Raw genomic sequence first — 18,449 nt, forward strand, 5'->3', positions numbered from 1 at the left:
GGATCTTCATCGACCTCGCTTTGAATCCTTCAGCGCGGGGTGGCTAGGGTTCGAAGGCATGCCCCGACACCTCTGTTCAAACCAAGGAAAACACAATGACGATCGGCATCATCGGTTCTGGCGGCTTAGGCTCCAATGTGGCTCGTGCACTGGCCAAAATGGGCCAGAAGGCCATTCTCTCCAATCGGCGCGGCCCGGCCTCGCTGGCTTCGCTGGTGGCCGAGCTGGGCCCCAACATCCAGGCCGGCACGGTGGCTGAGGCGGCTGCCGCAGACATCGTTCTGGTGGCCGTGCGTTGGGCTGATCTGCCCACGGCGCTGAGCGGCCTGCCGGCCTGGAACAACCGGATCGTCATCGATGGCACCAATCCGGTCGAGTTTCTGGACCCCGATTCGCCAGACGCCAAAGACCCCGCCAATCCCCTCGCGGCCTACGGCATCAAGGCCATCGACCTGGGCGGCCGCTACTCCAGCGAGGTGTTTCGTGATCTTGTGCCCGGCGCCCGGGTGGTGAAAGCGCTCAATCACCTGGACGTGAATGTGTTGCCTCAGGCTGAGGTGTCAGGTGGGCAGCGGGTTCAGTTCTACTCGGGTGACGATGCAGCAGCCAAGGCCGCAGTCCGCCAGGTGCTGGAGGCGATGGGCTATTTTCCGGTCGATCTGGGCTCACTGGACGTGGGCGGGCGCCTGGCCGAGCTCCCATTCGGATCCTTGGCCGCCACGAACTTCATCAAGATCTGATCACCACCCACCTTGGGCTGGCGCTGCAGCGAATGGCTGCGGCGAAGAGGGCCCTGCGCGAGGCTGGCGCCCGGCAATGGCCCCGGGTTGCCGCTTGTTCGAGGCTCAAGCACCGGGGTGGCCAACCCGTCAGGCCTGCAACAGGCTTCCATCTGCCAGCAGGGCCTGCTGCAGGCGCGCGATGTCGATCTGCTGCACCGGGGTGCTGCCCGCCAGGGCGGCGGCGGTGCCGGCGGCCTGGCCCATCACAAAGCACCCACCGCTGGCGCGGGCGGCTGATTGACCCTCGTGCGTCATCGAGGCGCAGCGGCCGGCCACCAGCAGGTTCTCGACCTTTTGCGGAACGATCATCCGCCACGGCAGGTCGTTGTAGGCCCGGTTGTCATCGGACGGAAACCCCCAGGAGATGCCTCCGGCGCGGTGCAGCTCCATGGGCCAGGCATTGATGCCGATGGTGTCCTCAAAGCGGGCCGAGTTCAGGATGTCGTCCCCCGTCAGGGCGTAAAGGCCCTCGATGCGGCGGGTTTCGCGAATGCCCACCTGGGGCGCGATTTCGACGATGCGCGACTCTGCGAAGCCAGGCACCTGTTCACGCAGAAATCGGAAATACTCGGCAATCTGGCGCCGGCCCTCCACCTCGCCGGCACTGAGTTCCGCGGCGTCCACGGCATTCATGGCGCGGCCTTCGGCATTGGCGATCTGGGTGACGTTGGCACGCCATTCAGAGGGGTGAATCTGTGGCCGAAGAATCGCCCCTTCGCGCGGAAACCGGTAGCGGCCGGGGTGCGCCTGACGGGCCCGTTCCATGTAGTCGTTGATGGCCTTGAACTCGCCCACGGCAGCCAAGGCCGCCGAGGCATCCACCTGACCCACGCGAAACATGGTGCTCGGGAAGAGCCCGCTGCCATGGCCGTCACCCACGGCATAAGGCACACCGGCAAAGGCCGCCACGTCGGCATCGCCCGAACAATCGATGAAGACATTGGCGCGGATCGCCTGCCGGCCCGATTTGCTCTCGACCACCAAGGCGGCGATGCGTGGGCCCTGCATCAGCACCGAGGCCGCCTGGGCGTGAAAGAGCAGCTTCACCCCCGCGGCGAGCATCCACTGGTCGGCAACGCATTTGTACAGCGAGGTGTCGTAAGAGCGCACGCGAATCCGGCCTTGCATGCCGTCCTGAGGCTGGTTGAGGCCTCCCATGGCCTCCAGGCGGGCCAACAGCTCGTCTACAGCGCCCCGCACCAGTTGTCGCATCTCGCCCTGATGGCGGCCGTACAGACCCGCGAAGTTGGTCACCCCACCTGCGGTCCCCATCCCGCCCAGAAAACCATAGGCCTCCACCAGCAGGGTGTGGGCCCCGCGGCGAGCCGCGCTGGCGGCCGCGGCCAGCCCGGCCGGGCCGCCCCCGATCACCACCACGTCATATTCACCGAGAACCGGCAGTTGTCGAGCCGGCTCCAGCAGGCTTGTTTGCAATGAGGTCATGGCTTTTGTCCTTTTCAGTGCTCAGTCCAGGGAGATCTTGTTTTTTTCGATGACGGGCTTCCAGCGCGCGACGTCAGCGGCCAGCAGCTTGCGAAACGCATCGGGTGAGTTGCCCACGGGATCCATGTATTGCGCTCGCAGCTTTTCCTTCACGGCAGGCTCGTCCAGCACCTGCACGATCTGGTCGTGGAGCGCCTTGACGATGGCCGGATCGGTTTTGGCCGGCGCGATGAACCCAATCCAGGCATCGCCCTTGATGTCCGGCAGGCCGCTCTCGGCCAGGGTGGGCAGATCGGGCAGCGAGGGCGAGCGGGCGGGTGAGGCCACGGCCAGGGCGCGCAGCTTGCCGGCCTTCACGTGTGGCATCACGGCCGCCGCAGGCAGCAAGGCCATGTCGACCTCGCCCGACAACAAGGCCGTGACGGCCGCCCCTGAACCCCGGTAGGGCACATGGACTGCATTGGCGCTGGTCTGTGCCACCAAAGCCGCCATCGCCAGGTGGGAGATGGAGCCGGCACCGATCGAGGCGAAGCTGAGCTTTGATGGGCCCTTGAGCAGTGCGGCCAATTGCTGGGTGTCGGCTGCCGGCGACTTGCTGCCGACCACCAGCACCGAAGGCTGCGAAACCGCCTGGGTGATCAGCGCGATGTCCTTGGCGGTGTCGTAGGGCATCTTCTTGAACAGGAGCGAATTGGTGCCCAGCGGCCCGGCAATGCTGACCCCGATGGTCTTGCCGTCGGCCTCGGCCTTGGCAAGGGCGTCGGTGCCGATGTTGCCGGCGGCACCACTCTTGTTGTCCACCACAAAGGGCTGATGCAGCCGGCTGGCCAGGCGCTCGGCGATGAGCCGGGCGGCCAGGTCGGGCGTGGAGCCCGCGTCAAACGGAACAATCACTTTGACAGCGGATTTCGGCCAGTCCTGGGCCGGCGCGTGAGCACCCATGAGGGCGAGGCCGGCCACTAGAATGGCTCGCGACAAGGTCAATTTCACGGTGAAGTCTCCGGGTTGTTTGAGTGGGTCACCCGGCCGGTTCGGCTTGGTGTTGGCACGCACTGTAGGCAGCCCGGTTCATGGCGTCGATCGATGAACCCCAATAAGTCTCAGCGGAAATTCGAATAATGGACATGAAGCTGCTCGCCGTTTTCGACGAGATCTACAAGACCCGCAGCGTGAGCCGGGCCGGCGAGAACCTGGGGCTGCCGCAAACCTCGGTCAGCCTGGCGCTGGGGCGCTTGCGGCGGTGCTTCAACGACCCGCTGTTTGTGCGCACGCGCGACGGCATGCAGCCCACCCCGCGGGCTGCCCAATTGGTGCAGCCCTTGCGCCAGGCCTTGCTTTTGCTGCAATCGGCCACTGAGCAGCAAGATGAGTTCGACCCGGCCTCGTCATCGCGAACCTTCCGCATTGCCATGACGGACATCAGCCACCTGGAGTTCTTGCCGGCGCTGGTGAACAAGGTGTCAAAGGAGGCGCCGAACATCTGCATCGAGGTGCTGCGCATCACATCCGAGACTACGCCATTGCTGGAGTCGGGTGAGGCGGATCTGGCGATCGGCTACATGCCCGAGCTGGACGCGGGCTTCTACCAGCAAAAACTGTTTCAGGACGGGTTCGCCTGCGTGGTGCGGCGTCAACACCCGCGCATCGATGCCAAGCTGAGCGAAAGCCGCTTCCGCAGCGAAAGGCATGTGGTGCTCACCGCGCCCGGCACCGGCAATGAAATCGTCGAGCAAGAGCTGAAGCGCCGGGGCAGCCAGCGCAAGGTGGCCTTGTCATTGCCCACCCTGCCGGGCGTGGGCAACCTGCTGGCCCACACCGACCTGATTGCCACCGTGCCGCAGCGGGTGGCCCAGACGCTGATGAAGATCGCCCGCGTCAGGGCGCTGGCGCCGCCCTACCGGTTTCCCGACTTCGCCATCAAACAGCATTGGCACGAGCGCTATCAGCAGGACGCTGCCAACCGATGGCTTCGATCGACGGTGGCCGGGCTGTTTCTGGAGATCTGAGCTCGGCCTGCAGGCTACATCGGCTCCAGCTGTGTCTTGCGCATCATGGCCTCGGTGAAGGCGATCTCGCGGCCAAAGGCCCGGGTGAAGGCCTCGCCGTCTTGCGGCAGCACCTGGCCACCCTGTTCCTCCAGGGCCGCGATCACCTGAGGCTGCTTGAGCGCGGCCTCCAGGGCGGCGCGGATCCGGGCCACGATGGCCTCGGGCGTGCCGGCCGGCACCGACACCCCGCCCCACGAGGTCAGCTCGACCCCGGGCACGCCCGCCTCGGCCAGCGTGGGCACGTTGGGCAGTTTGGGGTTGCGCCGGGGGCCGGTGATGGCCAGCGCGCGCAGCCGGCCCGCCTGGATGTTGGCATAGGCCACGGTGCTGATCGGCGCGCCGAAGGTGACCTGCTTGCCCAGCACGGCGTTCACGATCTCCGAGGCGCCCTTGTATGGCACATGCAGGGCCTGCGCCTTGGCCACGCTCAGCAGCAGCTCCACCCCCAGGTGCGAGGGTGTGCCCGTGCCCCCTGAGGCGTAATCCACCTTGCCGGGCTGGGCCCGCATCCGGCCCAGCAACTGGTCCAGGGTGTGGATGTCGGAGTCGGCATGCACGATCAGCACCGTGTCGGCGCTGGTCAGCCCCATCACGTGCCGGAAATCCTTGAACACGTCATAGCCCGGTGATTTGTACATGCGCATGCTGGCCGCCATGGGTGAGCCCGAGTAGATCCAGGTGTAGCCGTCAGCCGGGGCCTTGGCCACCTGGCGGGCGCCCAGGTTGCCACCCGCACCGCCCCGGTTGTCGATCACCACGGGCTGGCCCAAGGCTTTGGCAGCCGCTTCGGCCACGATGCGGGCCGTGGTGTCGGGCCCGGTGCCGGCCAGGTAGGGCACCACCCACTTGATGGCCCGGCTGGGCCAGGGCTCGGCAGCCCGCGCGCCCACCAGGGGCAGGGCGCCGAGGGCGGTGGCCTGCGCCAGAAAGGCGCGCCGGCGCAGCGGTGGGCAGGGGGTCGCATTCATGATGACTTGTCTCCATTGTGTGTTCTTGTCGGCTCAGGCCTGGCCCAGCAGCTCTTTGGCAATCGTGTTGCGCTGGATCTCGCTGGTGCCGGTCAGCACGCGGTACATGCGCAGCATGCGAAACAGAAACTCGACCCGGCTGCCCTGCACAATGCCCTCGCCACCCAGGATCTGCACCGCCCGGTCGGCGATGCGGAAGGCCGCCTCGGAGCAGAACAGCTTGGCCATCGAGGCCTCGGCCCGGGGCTCGCCCCCGGCGTCGATCTGGCGCGCGGTGGCCAGCATCAGGCCGCGCGCGGCGGCCCAGTCGGTGGCCATGTCGGCCAGCAGGTGCTGCACCGCCTGGAACTGCCCGATGGCGCGGCCGAACTGCTTGCGGCGCAGCGCGTGGTCGCGGGCGTCGCGCAGCGCCACCTGGGCCAGGCCCAGCATGGCCGGGCAGTGCAGCAGGCGGTTGACGGTGATGCGGCCCAGCGCCAGCGCCAGGCCCCGGCCGGGCTCGCCGATCAGGTGGGTGGCCGGCACGCGTGCGCCTTCGAGCACGATGTTGCCCGTGCTGGTCTGGCCCGCCATGGTCTTGTAGCCCGACTCCACCCGCACCCCTGGCGCGTGCAGGTCCACAAAAAACGCCGACACCTCGCGCTGGGCAGGGTCGGTGGCGGTCGAGGCCATCAGCACCGCGTAGTCGGCAAAGGGCGAGCCCGAGATGAAACGCTTTTCGCCGGTGATCTCGTAATGGTCGCCCACCTTGACGGCGCGGGTCTGCACATTGCCCGCGTCCGAGCCGGCCTCGGCCTCGGTCAGCGCGAAGCAGATGGCCATGTCGGCCCGCGCCACGGGGGCGATGAAGTTTTCAAGCTGGAACGGCGTGGCCACCCGGGCCAGCGCCCCCACGCGCGGTGGGCCGCTGAGCTCGCCGAACACATGGGGTGAAAAGGGCGAGCCGCTGGCGTAGATGGCCTCTTTGATCAGCACATGGTCGAGCACCGACAGGCCCAGGCCGCCCAGGGGGCGCGGCAGCGTCATGCCGTAAAAGCCCAACGCCTGCGAGCGTTTCCAGACCTGGCGCAGCAAGGCTTTGTCGGGGGCGTTTTCGTGGTCGATGCCGTGTTCTTGAGCCAGCGCAGCCAGCTCGCCGTACAGGTAGCCGTTGATGCGTTCGATCAGCTCGGCCGCCTGGGCCGAGCCTTCGAAGGGCACGCCTGCAAACAGCGGGGCCGGGTGGGGCGGGGTGACGGTGGCCGGGGCCGTCGTTGAAGCGGAGGAGGATGGGGTGGTGGTCATGGTTCAGGTTCCGTGTCGGTTTCAGTTCACCATCCGGGCGCGGCCTTCCCAGTAGGGGGCCTGCACGGCACGGCGCATCACCTTGCCGTTGGGGTTCTTGGGCAGGCCGGCCACGAACTCGATGCGCCGTGGCCGCTTGAAGCCGCCCAGGTGCTGGGCGCAGAAGGCGTCGATGGCGGCGCCCAGCTCGGCGCCCGCGTCGCGGCCCGGCTTGAGCACCACATGGGCGGCCACCGCCTCGCCCCATTTGTCGTCCGGTACGGCAAACACGCAGGCATCGGCGATCGCATCGTGCTGGTACAGCACCGCCTCCACCTCGGAGGGGTACACATTGAAGCCGCCGCTGATGACCATGTCTTTCTTGCGGTCGACGATGTAGACATAGCCCTCTTCATCCATGCGGGCCAGATCGCCGGTGTGGTAGGCGCGGTCTTTGAGCACCTCGGCCGTCAGCTCGGGGGCGCGCCAGTAGCCGGCAAACACATCGTCGCCCCGCACCACGATCTCGCCGATCTCGCCCACGGCCAGGGGCTGGCCGTCGTCGCCCACGATCTGCACATCGCATTCGAGAAACGGCCGCCCGCAAGAGGCCAGGCGATCAGGCCGGGCCGCTCGTGCGAACAGGTGGTCTTCGACCGACAGCCCGCACACGCCCGAGGTGGTCTCGCCCGCGCCATAGCCCTGCTGCAGCACGGGCCCGAACACATCCATGGCCTTGAGGATGCGCGCCGGCGCCATGGGCGCGGCCCCATAGCCCAGGCGCAGCAGATCGGGCAGGGGGCGGTAGCGCCCCTCCAGCTCGGCCAGCAGCATGTTGATCATGGTGGGCACCATGAAGGTGTGCGTCACCCGGTCGGCCCGCATGTCGGCCAGAAAGCGCGCCGGCTCGAAGCCATTGAACAAGCGGATCGTCACGCCCTGGCACAGCGCCGGCACGATCTGCATGCCCGAGGCATGGGTGATTGGCCCCACCAGCCCCAGGATGTGTCCGGGCTGCTGGCCATCCGAGCGGGTCAGGAACTTGCGCAACTGGGCCAGCCGGTTGCCAAAGGTCTGCATGGCTGCCTTCAGCACGCCCGACGAGCCCGAGGTGTAGTGCAGCACCGCCACCTCGTCGGCCTGCACGGCCACCGGGGTGAATTGGTCGCTGGCACGGGCCAGCAGGGCCTCGTAGCCCGTGCTCACAGGCCCGTCGACCAGCAGCACGATGGGCGTCGCGCCCCCGGGCAGGGCCTGCAGCAGGTGCGGCTCGATGGCCTGGGCCCGCTCGGCGGTGGTGATGATCAGGCCGGCCTCGGCATTGGCCGCCACGGCACCCACCTCGGTCGGTGACAGCCGCGCATTGAAGGGCGCCTTGACCAGCCCGGCCTTGTAGCAGGCGATCTCGATCTCGACGATCTCGCCACAGTTGGGCAGGTAGATGCCCACCCGGTCGCCGCGCTGCAGGCCCAGGCCCAGCAGTGCATTGGCCAGCCGGTTGGAGCGCTGCTCCAGCTCGGCATAGCTCACGCTGCGGCTGGGGGTTTTGACGGCGGTGCGTTGCGCATGGGCGCGGGCGCTGCGCGCCACCAGCGCGCCCACATTGAGAACCTGGCGCCCGGCCAGGGGGGGATGGCTTGTTGTCATGCGGTCTCCTGAAAATCCGCCCTGCGCTGCAAGGGGCGCAGGCCGGGGGTGCGGGTGCACTGTTCCAGAAGACCGGGGTATCAGGGAAATACCGATTGCTGATGGGGTGCCATCAAAATGTTTGATGGCCTGCGCCGAGGCCGGTGTAATGAGGGCGTGTGGGCCTGGGGGCTCAGGCCGGCAAGCGGGCCTCCCAGCGCCCTTCGTCCACCAGTTGCTGCACCAGTTGCAGCAGCGCGGCCATCACCACCTGCATCACCGCGTTGGGCTCGCGCTCGGCGCTGCAGGCCAGGCTGTAGTGGCGCAGCAGATCGGGCCCCGTCACTCGGGCCACCCGCCAGTCTGCGCTGGCCGCACTGCCGGCCGGCGCCTCGCCCAGTGCGCAGGCCGGCGTGAACGTGAAGCCCGCGCCGCTGGCATACAGCGATCGGATCACGCGGGCCGAATCGTGCTCGTGCACGATGTTCAGGGCCACCCCGCGCGCCGCCGCCGCCTCTTCTACCCGCTGGCGGATCGAGTAGCGCCGCGACTGCAGCACCAGGGGCTGGGCCGCCGCATCGGCAAAGTCGATCTCGGGACGGGGGCGGCCCGGGCCGCCAGGCGCCGACGCACCGTTCTCGGCCACGGCAGGCGTGCGCAGCAAGGGCAACACCCGCCCCTCGGGGTCGTGCCCGCAAAAGTACATCGCCTCGGTCGCCAGGGGCTGGCAATGCAGGCCATCCACCTGCGGCGTGTCCACCAGAATGCCGATGTCGGCCCGGCGGTCCAGCATGGCTTTCTTCACCATCAGGCTCAGGTCATCGAGCACAAACACCCGGATGCGCGGGTGCGAGGCCTTCAGCCGGGCCAGCAGCGGCCCCATCAGCAGCGACGACAGCAAAAACGGCACCGCCATCGTCACCGATCCCTCGGGCTCTTGCGGCATGCGCTGGATGCGCTCACGCATCGCCGCCGCATCACTCAACAGCCGCCGCGCATCCTCATACAGCTGCAAGCCCGCCGGCGTGGGCGTGACCCCCACGTGCGAGCGCTCAAACAAGGCCGCCCCCAGCTCGGCCTCCAGCTTCTTGATCTGCGCCGTCAGCGCCGGCTGGGCGATGTAGAGCGACCCCGCGGCCCGTGACAGGCTGCCGGCTTCGAGCACGGTGATGAAGTAGCGGAGGGCGCGGAGGTCCATGGAGGTTAGGGGGTGGGGGTGGGGCGAGAGGGTTACCGGCAGTGCGTAAGTGGCGCGTGCTTGGATGGCTGGCGATTGGTAGGTGGGGGAGAGGCCGTTTTAGGCATATTTTGTTAAAAGACTTGGAAAGTTCCCGAGTGCTCTACGTTGGCAAAGAAATCGACCTTCCAGATCGCTCCAGCATCGACGATCTCACATGCGGGAAAGGGTAATGCACCCTCGGAAACATCGCTCAAGGCGGGGGTAGGGAGTCTTTCAACCAAATTGGCCCCGAACGGTCATCGCGCCTGCTCCGAAGCGGCAATTCGGATGCAATAGTTCCACGATGCAAATAGACCAGAGACACGGTTAACGGCCACCCAGTGCACTGCTCAGGAACTCAAGCATTCGAGGCCATGAGTCTTGTCTTGCACGTGCCGTCCCCTCTGGCGTTCCACCCATATCCATTTCTTCGCCCGATACCGGATGCTTCGACTTGAGCATAGTCGTTGGGCCGTTTGGCCAAGCGATGCTGTGTCCCGCATCTGCATAGGCCAGGTGCGTGACCGGATAGTGAAATCCGAGTCGTTTCAAGCGCTCCACAGCGAACTCCGTCAGTCCGGTAGACGGCCAAACCTTGTCGTCGACGCCACTAATCATCAGCACAGGTCCGTTGATCTTCTCCACCCGGATTGATGCCCTGTTCGCATACGCGGGGTCCTTCAACGGGATGAAGTACCAATCGAAGCTACCTTCTCGTGCATTGCCGGTTGCGAGCGCCTCGTCCCACTGCTCATAGGTCAGCGTCCTGGCGTAAGGAAGCTCCTGCCCACGGAAACTCCAGGCGCCATTTCCGCTTTCAGGGTACGCAGGCCAGAGGATGCCGCTGGGCACATACGCGACCACGGCCCGTATTTCAGGGAACGTGGCGCCGAGAAGCAAGGCCAACTCTCCGCCTCGCGACACACCGATTGCCGCGACCTGGTCGGCCGCGATTCCAGGCTGTGCTTTCAACCATTCCAAGGCCGTACCAAAGTATTCGAGCGGAATGCGGTCGAGCGTCGACGGTAGGCCTTCGGCGCCGAAGTATGCGAGGGCCAGAGCAGCGTAGCCCCGTGATGCCAGCAGCGCCGCCGCCTCCTGGGACCAGGCCAATCCCCCGCCGGAACCACCGACCACAAGGACTGCGCTGTGGGGACCGGGTCGGCTGGGTTCAAACATCTTGCCGACAAGGCCCCTCTCTCGGACCTCCCTCGACACAACCCGTTCGTCCATGTAGACACGCCTGATGGCTTGAGAGATTAGCGGCGCGCCGTCGTTCGTTTCTGCTGTAAGCGTTGCCATGAGCGGGTCCGAGCTCTTACCGTCGTAGCCTTTGGCGAGCTCGGAAGACACTGGGGCTCGGGACCAGAAGAGTCCCATCGGGTCGACGCCCGTGTATGAGCCGGATACAGGCGCTTGAGTGCTCAAGTCAACGACACCGTAGGAGTCTGCGAGGAAGACCGCCTCGGACCGCCACACAACATCACTAAAGCAACTCCACAGCTTCAGGTTCAACCGTTCGCCGGCACAAAGCCCCAGCACCCGAATCTGGAGCATCTCGTCCACAAGACATTGATGAGGCAGTGTGTCGAACTTCATGAAGTAGAGCTTGGGAAGACTGGTTTGGACGATTCTGGCGCCGATGGTTGTCGATGAGCACGCATCTATCTTTGCTCAGTGGGCGGCCAACAAGGAAGGACTGGTTGTGGCCGCATTCTGTCTACTGCAGCGTATGCCACCCTCGTCCTACGCCGTTAATTGCCACCTCTGCAAAAACTGTGAACTCACGATTCGCGATTCGAATGTTGCCGCGGCAGACCTGGCTTCGGAGGTAAGGGATGACCGAATCAATGGGCAACTGGTTACCCACCTTCCGATGAACCTCGACCAGCACTTCTTCAACACCTCGCTCTACGAAATGCGCCAAAAGAACAACTCGCGCCCGGCCTTCCATGAGAAGCCCCTGTTCGTCAACGAGGTTGGTCCACGTCACCTCTGCAGCACCAACTGACGGAAAGTTAGCACTCATGAGTTCGTGAACGCGACGTGGATTCATTTTGCTCCGTTAGTTCGATGGGACCAGTCGAAGGTCGGCTTACTGGCTTATATCGGCCCGCAGCAAGCATAGCGCCAAGGTCAGCCCCGCTGCAGAGCCGACGTCCACAGATGAAAGGCTGCTCAAGGCTGGCGGCGGGCTTTCAATTGCCCACCCTTGGCAGGCCCGGTCCATCGCCGTGCCATCGGCATCTGCCACCGGCGCTCGTTCAGTTAAAGTCTGCACCCGCTGGGCGGTTTTTGCCCGCGCGCTCAACCCGTACTGCCTGGGGCACCCGGCTCCCGGTTGAGGTCTTTTGAAAACAAAATCTGCTGTCTGCGATGTGCCGGCTGATGCGATCATGCAAGCAGCAGCGCTCGGAGCTAAAAGAAAAACATGCTGTTAACCGATATAGCCGTCGAGCACACCTGGATGTCCAAAAAGGATGGCGTTCGTCAGACCTTCTTGCTGCATCCGTTCACCGATACCCAGCGCGATTCACTCGGAAAATTCGAACTCGTTCGCGACGTCAGCCAACCAGGGCGTAAAGACGTGAAACGCTCCACCTACGTGTCGTTTCAACAATTGGCAGAGTTGTATGCGAAAGGCGTGCTCGAAGAATTCGGGTTTTCTGTTCGCATGTGTCCGCGTCAAGGGACGTACCCAGGCAAGCTTCCGGCTAAAAAGATACTGCCCACCCACATCAAGCCAGCCTCTTCGTTCGACCTGGCGGTTCAAAAGGTGGATATTTCCAAAGAAGCCACGCGCGAATTGAGAACCGCCTTGCTTCGCGCCAACGTCAAAATTTAAGCATGACGACGTCGATTGATAAGGGAGTTGCTGTGAATCCATCCGTGGCCCACGCTGAACTCATCGCCACGTTCAAGCGGGCCGAGGCGGATGCCGCTCACAAGTTCGGGTTGATCCAGGCGGCTGCCCACAAAGGGCCCAAGGCCATACAAACCGCCACCGAGACCGCGATAAAGGCCGCCAAACGCAGGGACTCGTATGCCAAAAAGCTGGAAGTTCTGGGCGTGAACCCCAAGGATTTCGCCACCCAGCCTGCGGCGTAACACTCGCCCTTGGCGGCTGGGCACAACGAAGACTGATCGCCCAAATGATTCCATCACCTGACAACAAAATCGGTTGTGGGATTTGTATTGATGGGCATGTGTTTGAAGTGCGGTTGGTGAGGCGTCGGTGTTTTTGGGCGCGAACGTACGGAGAGGGATAAATTGCCGTTTTAGGCTGATCTGAGTCACTCAAGACCGGTTGTCCGAGCGACTGCATTTATCAATACCAGCCATTGGACTGTCGACGGGCGCTAAGGCCGCTGTTCATCCAAGACCGGGCATTCACTTTGCGAGATGGGAGCCGGCCTTGAACGGCCGGTCCGGGTCCGAACATAAGCGTACTCTGTGCCCAAAGCGGGCATCGATGATCCAAGAAAGCGGGCGCCCAACGTCGAAGTTGACCGGCACGCAGCGGCAATGCGCCACGAGGGCATACATCTCGCGGCACATTGCCGCTGCGTGTCTGCTTCGAACGACCTGTTAGACCTCGCGCTTCCTGATGCTTCCAACGTAAGCGGCCACCGCTACCGCAATCACTAGAATGCCGGTGAAAACTTCGGCCAATGCCACCGCGCGCGAAACTACGCACGCTGGAAATATGTCGCCGTAACCAAGCGTCGCCAGTGTGACGCCGCTGAAATAGACCGCCTCCGTAAATCCCTCCAGCGGGTGAGTGCTATTCCCTGAGCTGAATAGGCCTGAAAAGGGCGCGAAGTAGTAGAGGACCGCGAAGTTGAATCCTAGACCGAAATAGCTCCGCATGGCCATGCGGACACGATCGACTGACGTCAGGTTCGAGTCTTTCACCGGCGACAAGGGATCACGATAGAAAGCGTATGCGATTTCATTGATTCGGGAGATTGCGTACAGGAGCAGGGGTACTCCAACGATAGTCCACTTCCCTGGAGCAGGCTCGAGACAGAGTGCGGAGAGGGCCAGGAGTGCCCCCAGCTCGAAGAAGAAAAGACAGCGGCTCCACTTCCGAAGCGCGACTGTCCTATGTGCCCGCCCGCGTTTCGCCTTCCATTTGTCGATGATCTTCCGTGTCGGAGACAAGAACCAGCCGAAGTCGCTCAGTGAGGGCATAGCGCGGGTGCGTGAGGTTTAACGTAAAGCTAACCGGCGCGGCGCAGGTTTATGGCGCAGCGTCCAGCGACCAAAGGGAGCGAGGTAGCGCGCCATGTTAGGCATGGCTAGCGCCACCTTGGGAATTGAAGCTTGTCAAAGCGCGCTCTTGGGAAACTATACGCAGGCGCAAAGTCGCTGTACCACAGGACCTGTTTTCGGCAGAGCTCGACAAAGTCAGGATCGTTCCATAAGGATTTCATTTCTGCCCTGCTCAGTCGGGACCCTGCATCTTCCTGATGTACGTCTGAAAACACTCGCCCAGTATAAGGATTTAGCTTCGGCCATTCTCGGGTTTTCTTTTGTAAGTGCCCATGCGGAACCGACGGATAGCAGTCCCTGTCACCTACCGTGAACAACCACTTATTGAAGGCCAAAAACTGCGGCCAACGATTTTGCTCCTCCGCATCTTCTCCATTTCCGGATGCCCCACCTCCCGTGGAACCTGTTCCTTCAAGAGGCATCTCGCTGACTTCTGAGTGTTTGTTCTCTTCATTTGAGCGCATTCTTGGATCTGGCAACTCAACGCCCGAGGGAGAAAGCCAATCGGCAATCGCTTGGCGTTCCATATATTCCGCTAAGCCAATTAATCCTGCGTGATAGCTTAGGTCGGTTAGTAAGAGAATGTACTCGTGCATGATGATGAACTACTCGGGAACGCCTAAAGTTGAAATGTCCGGCGGACAGTAGGCCGGCGCAAGCCGGCCGATAGGTCGTCCGCGTCGATTGTCATGTTTACTCAATGTCTCGACGCGTCGACCTTCACCATGAACGCAGACCACCGCGCGATTTTCACAGACGCAAGTGCAGAGGGAGACAGATTCCCTGTTCGATCTGCAGCTGCATTGGTGCGACCTGCCAGTCAGGCCAAGAAGGGACACACATGGCCGCCGCTGGCACGACTTGTGTAGCAGCGAGCCAGCAGTCGCACAGTGCATTCAAAGGAAGCTCGACGGTTCATCGTTCCAATCCGATAGCAGGAATTCGACGTTGATGCCCACCGGGAGTAGGGCGCGAAGCTCCGCAACTTTCGCCTCCATAGCCGCGGGCTGTCCCTTTACGGCCGCCAGAATGGCTAGGTCCGCACCCAATTCTTGGGCTACCGCAGCTAAGACAGTGATGTCCGATTTAGTGATCAGCTCAGCGCCAGCCTTGACCTCACCGATCACAAGTCGTCCATCCATGATGCAAAGCAGGTCGACCTCGCGATCAATTCGCTGGCCCTGGTTCTCTGGGTAATCCCGATATAGCGCAGTCTGCGGAGCAAACATGAAAGAGTGATTGGCCTGTTGCCTCAGGGCGCCGATCGCCCACGCAACTGTGATCGTGTCGTGTTCGCGTAGGCAGGTGGCGAAGAATTCGTTCATCCGAAAGTCGAGCGCGACATCGATGGGAAGTTGATGCTCTTGACCACATACATCGCAAGACATCACGTCCTTCAACGCTTCGACCCCAACCCAATTTCGATGCCGACATTCGCTGCAGCTCCATTCATGGCCGCGATACATCACACCGCGTTCAAAGAAGAAGCTCAAGGACCTCTTGAGGTCACTCTCACGCTCACCCAGGATCTCGTCCTGGCGTTGCTTCAGATTGGGGTCCTTCTCGGTCGCGGCGGTAAGCTCTTCGGTCCAGGCGGTCAGGAGGTCCGCGTAGCGCGTTCGCAGTCGCGGGACTTTCAGCCTGCTTGCCTTCTGTACGATTCGCTGCGCTAGTTTCTGCCATCCAGCGTCGTCTTCGATGACAAGCCTTCCGTTACTCGCATGCATGCGCTGTTGAATGTCTCTGATGACCTCATCATGCTGGCTTTGCGCCGGTGCGGCCATTTTGCCGAACTGCACGCGCCAGAAGTGCGTCTCCATTGTGTGCTCAATGTCGCTCAGTGAGCCAAACATCCCAATCAAACCTTGAAGGTAGCTGCCCTTGTCGGAATGCTTGATGTAGCGGTAGGGTGCCGCTTTGGCGTGTAAGCCACGCAGGTCGTCATATTCAAAGCGCGTGCTCTCAACGATGAGGCTCTGGAAGACATTTATGTCTTCGGGCAGCTTGATTTCGACCGTCCGAGTGTCAATAGTGACCGGCACCGCGAGTCCGCCACCTGCTCGAATGCGAGCGCCGTTCTCGTCGGAGAAATAGCGCACCAATTGTCGCCGCTTAGGTAGCGCCCAGGCTTCGCGTACGTTGATGAAGCGGCCCATGTCATGCAACCGGTCGATTGACAAGTCAATGTACCAAGCCCCTTGGGCGAAGATCGGATGCAGGCCCGCACAGTACGCAAGCTGCAAGGGTTGGGGAACACTGACTGTCACTTTGGACCCAGCAATTGCGGTCTCAACCGTTGGCGTACCAACGGTCATGCCAGGCAGGGCACGCCAGACCCGCGCGGCATCGGGTGGGCAACAGTCCTCGATCGAAGCAATAGGCACAAAGGTAACGCTCGAGCGGGAAGACTCTTGCAGGCGCTTAATGAACCCCTCCAGGGTTGCAGCGTCGAGCGAACGCGAACGCACGAACACGCGCGCTGGACCGTTGTTCCCCCCCAACCAATTACTGGCCCTTAGGAACGCACCGATCTTGTCGACCTTTTCGGAACTGACGACTGCTCCGGCGGGGACACGCAGAGTCTTGTAGCGCTGACTTTGTGCATCATCGAAAAGCAGACCCGCGTTCCAGCACGCGATGCGGTCTTCGAGCGTATCGCCGACCACGAGACAGAAGCCATCCGTCCAGTGGTGTTCCGGTCTGTGTGGCTGGGCGCGAAGATTGGAAAGTTGGCCGAGTGTCACTATGCCGCCACGATTCCCGAGATTCTCTAAAACGACGTAGGCATCTTGCACCTCATCCCCTTCTAGGGGTCGAAAGTGCCAGCGGTGGTCCGGTGGATTTTCAGGAGTCAATACCATGCCGCGCACGCCGATCTGCTGATGCAGCGGGAAGGGATTCACGCTGCCATAGAGGGTTCCGAAATTGTCCTTGATGAGGCCATCATCATTCCAAGTTGGGTACCGATCCAGAATGTGAGATGGCGGCGTGTGATGGAGACCAGATACGGTTTTGAGGAATGGCAGCCACGATAGCGAGGTGAGGCCAGATGGACGTTCGAGGCCTACCCGTGGATGTTGCTCAGGCGTGATACGGTCTCGCTTCCGTTCGAGCAGCGTCGTATCGGCTAGTAGTGCCATCAATCCTGGCACCAAGACCGCGTTGTCATACGTCAGGAGCAGGACAAAGTCCGGGTCAAGTAGGCGAAGCCACGCCTGAAATGGCTCGGAGATGGCGCCGTTCACCAATGGAACGACAAGCGACTGCCGCCCGCCATCGCGGCCAAAACAGTCGGCGAAGATCGCGTCGAGCCAGCCATGTGCATCGATACCGTCTTCTAGCACGTAGGCGATACGAAGGGCTCTCGGTGTTGCCCGGACCTTTGGATCTGGCTTGTTCATGGCTTATCTTACAAGCGCGCCAAGCAGTTATCCGGCCTGCGCTAAATGGCTGCTTCAGTGCTTCAAACCCTGCAAGTCGAACGTCCCTTGTGGGTCGATTGCATGAGCTTGGCGAAATCGACATCAGTCACCGGGGGAGACCAGGCTCTGCCGGCTCAACGCCGATGCCGGCAATGTCCGCGGTACACCGGAAACCGGTCACTAGCCCCGGCGCTGGCTGGGTGGGGCAATGATCGCAATGGTGTAGAGAACGTGATCTCGGCGTCCGACGGTGACCGGCAGCAATCGCTGCAAAGCCGCCACCCACCCGTCACCCCAACACCACCCTCAACTCCCCAATAGCCGCCTCCACAGCCCCCGCCCGTCTCTCCACCTCCGCCTGCGTCACGCGCAGCAAAGTCTGCAGGTCTTCAGGCGTGACGCTGAATTCTTCGGCTTTCCGCGCGTCGGTTGCTGATGGGGCGATAGCAGGCTGTTGATGCAGGCCTGGGCTTGTTCCTTCAGCGTTGAGTAGGGTGGGATTGGGCCCTTGGGGCATGGCTCTTCAAATCAGGGGACCTGCGCAGGCCGCTCATGAACTGCCGCCGTCGGGATGCCCAGCGCTGAACGTGATGTGTCCAGCCCTCACGTGCTCGCAGATCCGCCCTGTGCCTTGCCCTCGGGCACCGGGGCCACGGCAGACAAGAAGAACTCGACCGCCATGGTGACCATGGGCTTCAACTGGGCCGCTTTCAAGGCCTGGGGCGCTTGTTGGTAGATGCGGCCGCTGACCTGGGCGTTCAGCAGGGCGGTGAACTGCTGGGCGGCGATGTCGGGGTCGACGAGGCGGATCTCGCCGCGTTGCACGCTCAGGGCAATCAATTGAGCCAGGCGGGAGAGCATCTGGGCCGGGCCGGCCGCAAAGAACAGCTCGCCCACATTGGATTGCCCAGCCGCCGCCACGATCACCCGGTGCAGCGAGCGCGCACGGCTGTCGTTGGCCACCACCTTGAGTGCGAGTACGCCGAAGCGGAGCAGCGCGTCTTTCAAGGGGCGGGCCTTGTCGATGGAGGCTTCAAGCTCGGCGATGGCATCGGCCATGTGGCCTGTGACAAAGGTTCTCACCACCGCCACCACCAGGTCGTCTTTGGTCGGAAAGTAGCGGTAAAGCGTTGATTTCGAGCCTCCGAGGCGGCGCGAGATTTCGCTCATCGACGCGGCCTCGTAGCCGATCTGCTCAAAGAGCAGGGCAGCCAGTCGAATGATGTCGGCACGTCGCTCATCGGTCATCACGCGCATGTGGTGTCTCCTATAACGGTACGGAATGGTACCGATTTTTGTACCTTTCCGGAACCCTGGATCTGAAAATATCGGTACCGACCCGTACCTGAATAAAGGTCGGCTCCAAGGGTTTGCAGACGCCGTCTGCAAGCCTGCCCACATCC

At 62.9% G+C, this 18,449-nt stretch carries 15 protein-coding genes and 1 pseudogene; 5 read left to right on the top strand and 11 right to left on the bottom strand.

The window, feature by feature from the left end; translation table 11 throughout:
• Positions 1 to 71: 71 nt before the first annotated feature.
• Positions 72 to 740: pseudogene (locus AC07VS_RS22490) on the top strand (NADPH-dependent F420 reductase); the annotation flags it as partial.
• Between the two features lie 129 nt (positions 741 to 869).
• Here the strand turns inward: AC07VS_RS22490 and AC07VS_RS22495 are convergent.
• Both AC07VS_RS22495 and AC07VS_RS22500 read right to left on the bottom strand, forming a co-directional pair.
• Positions 870 to 2,225 carry an FAD-dependent oxidoreductase gene (locus tag AC07VS_RS22495; RefSeq protein ID WP_494752066.1) on the bottom strand — a complete coding sequence of 452 codons (1,356 nt, stop codon included), beginning with the start codon at positions 2,223 to 2,225 and terminating at the stop codon, positions 870 to 872.
• Positions 2,226 to 2,246: 21 nt separating this feature from the next.
• On the bottom strand, positions 2,247 to 3,215 hold the full coding sequence (locus AC07VS_RS22500) for a Bug family tripartite tricarboxylate transporter substrate binding protein (RefSeq protein WP_494752067.1): 969 nt from the start codon (positions 3,213 to 3,215) through the stop codon (positions 2,247 to 2,249).
• Positions 3,216 to 3,349: 134 nt separating this feature from the next.
• On the opposite strand from AC07VS_RS22500, the gene AC07VS_RS22505 reads away from it, so the two are divergent.
• Complete coding sequence (locus tag AC07VS_RS22505) at positions 3,350 to 4,231, top strand: LysR family transcriptional regulator (protein ID WP_494752068.1); 882 nt, start codon at positions 3,350 to 3,352, stop codon at positions 4,229 to 4,231.
• A gap of 14 nt (positions 4,232 to 4,245) precedes the next feature.
• Here the strand turns inward: AC07VS_RS22505 and AC07VS_RS22510 are convergent, their stop codons facing one another.
• From AC07VS_RS22510 to AC07VS_RS22530, 5 genes are all read right to left on the bottom strand, one after another.
• A complete protein-coding gene (locus AC07VS_RS22510; RefSeq protein ID WP_494658363.1) occupies positions 4,246 to 5,241 on the bottom strand; it encodes a Bug family tripartite tricarboxylate transporter substrate binding protein in 996 nt (331 codons plus the stop codon).
• 33 nt (positions 5,242 to 5,274) lie between these two features.
• Positions 5,275 to 6,525, bottom strand: coding sequence for an acyl-CoA dehydrogenase family protein (locus AC07VS_RS22515; protein ID WP_494752069.1), 1,251 nt, complete (start codon positions 6,523 to 6,525; stop codon positions 5,275 to 5,277).
• Between the two features lie 21 nt (positions 6,526 to 6,546).
• Complete coding sequence (locus AC07VS_RS22520; RefSeq protein WP_494752070.1) at positions 6,547 to 8,151, bottom strand: AMP-binding protein; 1,605 nt, start codon at positions 8,149 to 8,151, stop codon at positions 6,547 to 6,549.
• Between the two features lie 172 nt (positions 8,152 to 8,323).
• On the bottom strand, positions 8,324 to 9,328 hold the full coding sequence (locus tag AC07VS_RS22525; RefSeq protein ID WP_494752071.1) for a LysR family transcriptional regulator: 1,005 nt from the start codon (positions 9,326 to 9,328) through the stop codon (positions 8,324 to 8,326).
• A gap of 348 nt (positions 9,329 to 9,676) precedes the next feature.
• Complete coding sequence (locus AC07VS_RS22530) at positions 9,677 to 10,948, bottom strand: acyl-CoA thioesterase/bile acid-CoA:amino acid N-acyltransferase family protein (RefSeq protein WP_494752072.1); 1,272 nt, start codon at positions 10,946 to 10,948, stop codon at positions 9,677 to 9,679.
• A 10-nt stretch (positions 10,949 to 10,958) separates the two neighbouring features.
• Between AC07VS_RS22530 and AC07VS_RS22535 the strand changes: the two genes are divergently transcribed.
• The 3 genes from AC07VS_RS22535 (at position 10,959) to AC07VS_RS22545 (ending at position 12,457) form a co-directional block, all read left to right on the top strand.
• Positions 10,959 to 11,360 carry a hypothetical protein gene (locus tag AC07VS_RS22535; protein ID WP_494752073.1) on the top strand — a complete coding sequence of 134 codons (402 nt, stop codon included), beginning with the start codon at positions 10,959 to 10,961 and terminating at the stop codon, positions 11,358 to 11,360.
• Between the two features lie 420 nt (positions 11,361 to 11,780).
• A complete protein-coding gene (locus tag AC07VS_RS22540; protein WP_492345614.1) occupies positions 11,781 to 12,194 on the top strand; it encodes a hypothetical protein in 414 nt (137 codons plus the stop codon).
• 2 nt (positions 12,195 to 12,196) lie between these two features.
• Positions 12,197 to 12,457: a hypothetical protein gene (locus AC07VS_RS22545; RefSeq protein ID WP_494752074.1), complete on the top strand. Its 261-nt coding sequence runs from the start codon at positions 12,197 to 12,199 to the stop codon at positions 12,455 to 12,457.
• A gap of 480 nt (positions 12,458 to 12,937) precedes the next feature.
• Here AC07VS_RS22545 and AC07VS_RS22550 read toward each other — a convergent pair whose 3' ends face one another.
• From AC07VS_RS22550 to AC07VS_RS22565, 4 genes are all read right to left on the bottom strand, one after another.
• Positions 12,938 to 13,543 (bottom strand): potassium channel family protein, encoded by a 606-nt coding sequence (locus AC07VS_RS22550; protein WP_494752075.1) that lies wholly within the window; start codon positions 13,541 to 13,543, stop codon positions 12,938 to 12,940.
• Positions 13,544 to 13,650: 107 nt separating this feature from the next.
• Positions 13,651 to 14,220 (bottom strand): hypothetical protein, encoded by a 570-nt coding sequence (locus AC07VS_RS22555; RefSeq protein ID WP_494752076.1) that lies wholly within the window; start codon positions 14,218 to 14,220, stop codon positions 13,651 to 13,653.
• A gap of 300 nt (positions 14,221 to 14,520) precedes the next feature.
• On the bottom strand, positions 14,521 to 17,025 hold the full coding sequence (locus AC07VS_RS22560) for a hypothetical protein (protein ID WP_494752077.1): 2,505 nt from the start codon (positions 17,023 to 17,025) through the stop codon (positions 14,521 to 14,523).
• A gap of 624 nt (positions 17,026 to 17,649) precedes the next feature.
• The gene (locus AC07VS_RS22565; RefSeq protein WP_494752078.1) at positions 17,650 to 18,303 is read right to left on the bottom strand and encodes a TetR/AcrR family transcriptional regulator; all 654 of its coding nucleotides are present in this window, start codon (positions 18,301 to 18,303) and stop codon (positions 17,650 to 17,652) included.
• Positions 18,304 to 18,449 lie beyond the last annotated feature (146 nt).

The organism is Curvibacter sp. GW821-FHT01G03 (assembly GCF_059422285.1).

Excerpts from the sequence above, each read along its gene's own strand:
- AC07VS_RS22495 (WP_494752066.1), bottom strand. The coding sequence starts at position 2,225 with ATGACCTCATTGCAAACAAGCCTGCTGGAGCCGGCTCGACAACTGCCG.
- AC07VS_RS22505 (WP_494752068.1), top strand. The coding sequence starts at position 3,350 with ATGAAGCTGCTCGCCGTTTTCGACGAGATCTACAAGACCCGCAGCGTG.
- AC07VS_RS22510 (WP_494658363.1), bottom strand. The coding sequence starts at position 5,241 with ATGAATGCGACCCCCTGCCCACCGCTGCGCCGGCGCGCCTTTCTGGCG.
- AC07VS_RS22515 (WP_494752069.1), bottom strand. The coding sequence starts at position 6,525 with ATGACCACCACCCCATCCTCCTCCGCTTCAACGACGGCCCCGGCCACC.
- AC07VS_RS22520 (WP_494752070.1), bottom strand. The coding sequence starts at position 8,151 with ATGACAACAAGCCATCCCCCCCTGGCCGGGCGCCAGGTTCTCAATGTG.
- AC07VS_RS22525 (WP_494752071.1), bottom strand. The coding sequence starts at position 9,328 with ATGGACCTCCGCGCCCTCCGCTACTTCATCACCGTGCTCGAAGCCGGC.
- AC07VS_RS22530 (WP_494752072.1), bottom strand. The coding sequence starts at position 10,948 with ATGAAGTTCGACACACTGCCTCATCAATGTCTTGTGGACGAGATGCTC.
- AC07VS_RS22540 (WP_492345614.1), top strand. The coding sequence starts at position 11,781 with ATGCTGTTAACCGATATAGCCGTCGAGCACACCTGGATGTCCAAAAAG.
- AC07VS_RS22545 (WP_494752074.1), top strand. The coding sequence starts at position 12,197 with ATGACGACGTCGATTGATAAGGGAGTTGCTGTGAATCCATCCGTGGCC.
- AC07VS_RS22550 (WP_494752075.1), bottom strand. The coding sequence starts at position 13,543 with ATGCCCTCACTGAGCGACTTCGGCTGGTTCTTGTCTCCGACACGGAAG.
- AC07VS_RS22555 (WP_494752076.1), bottom strand. The coding sequence starts at position 14,220 with ATGCACGAGTACATTCTCTTACTAACCGACCTAAGCTATCACGCAGGA.
- AC07VS_RS22560 (WP_494752077.1), bottom strand. The coding sequence starts at position 17,025 with ATGAACAAGCCAGATCCAAAGGTCCGGGCAACACCGAGAGCCCTTCGT.
- AC07VS_RS22565 (WP_494752078.1), bottom strand. The coding sequence starts at position 18,303 with ATGCGCGTGATGACCGATGAGCGACGTGCCGACATCATTCGACTGGCT.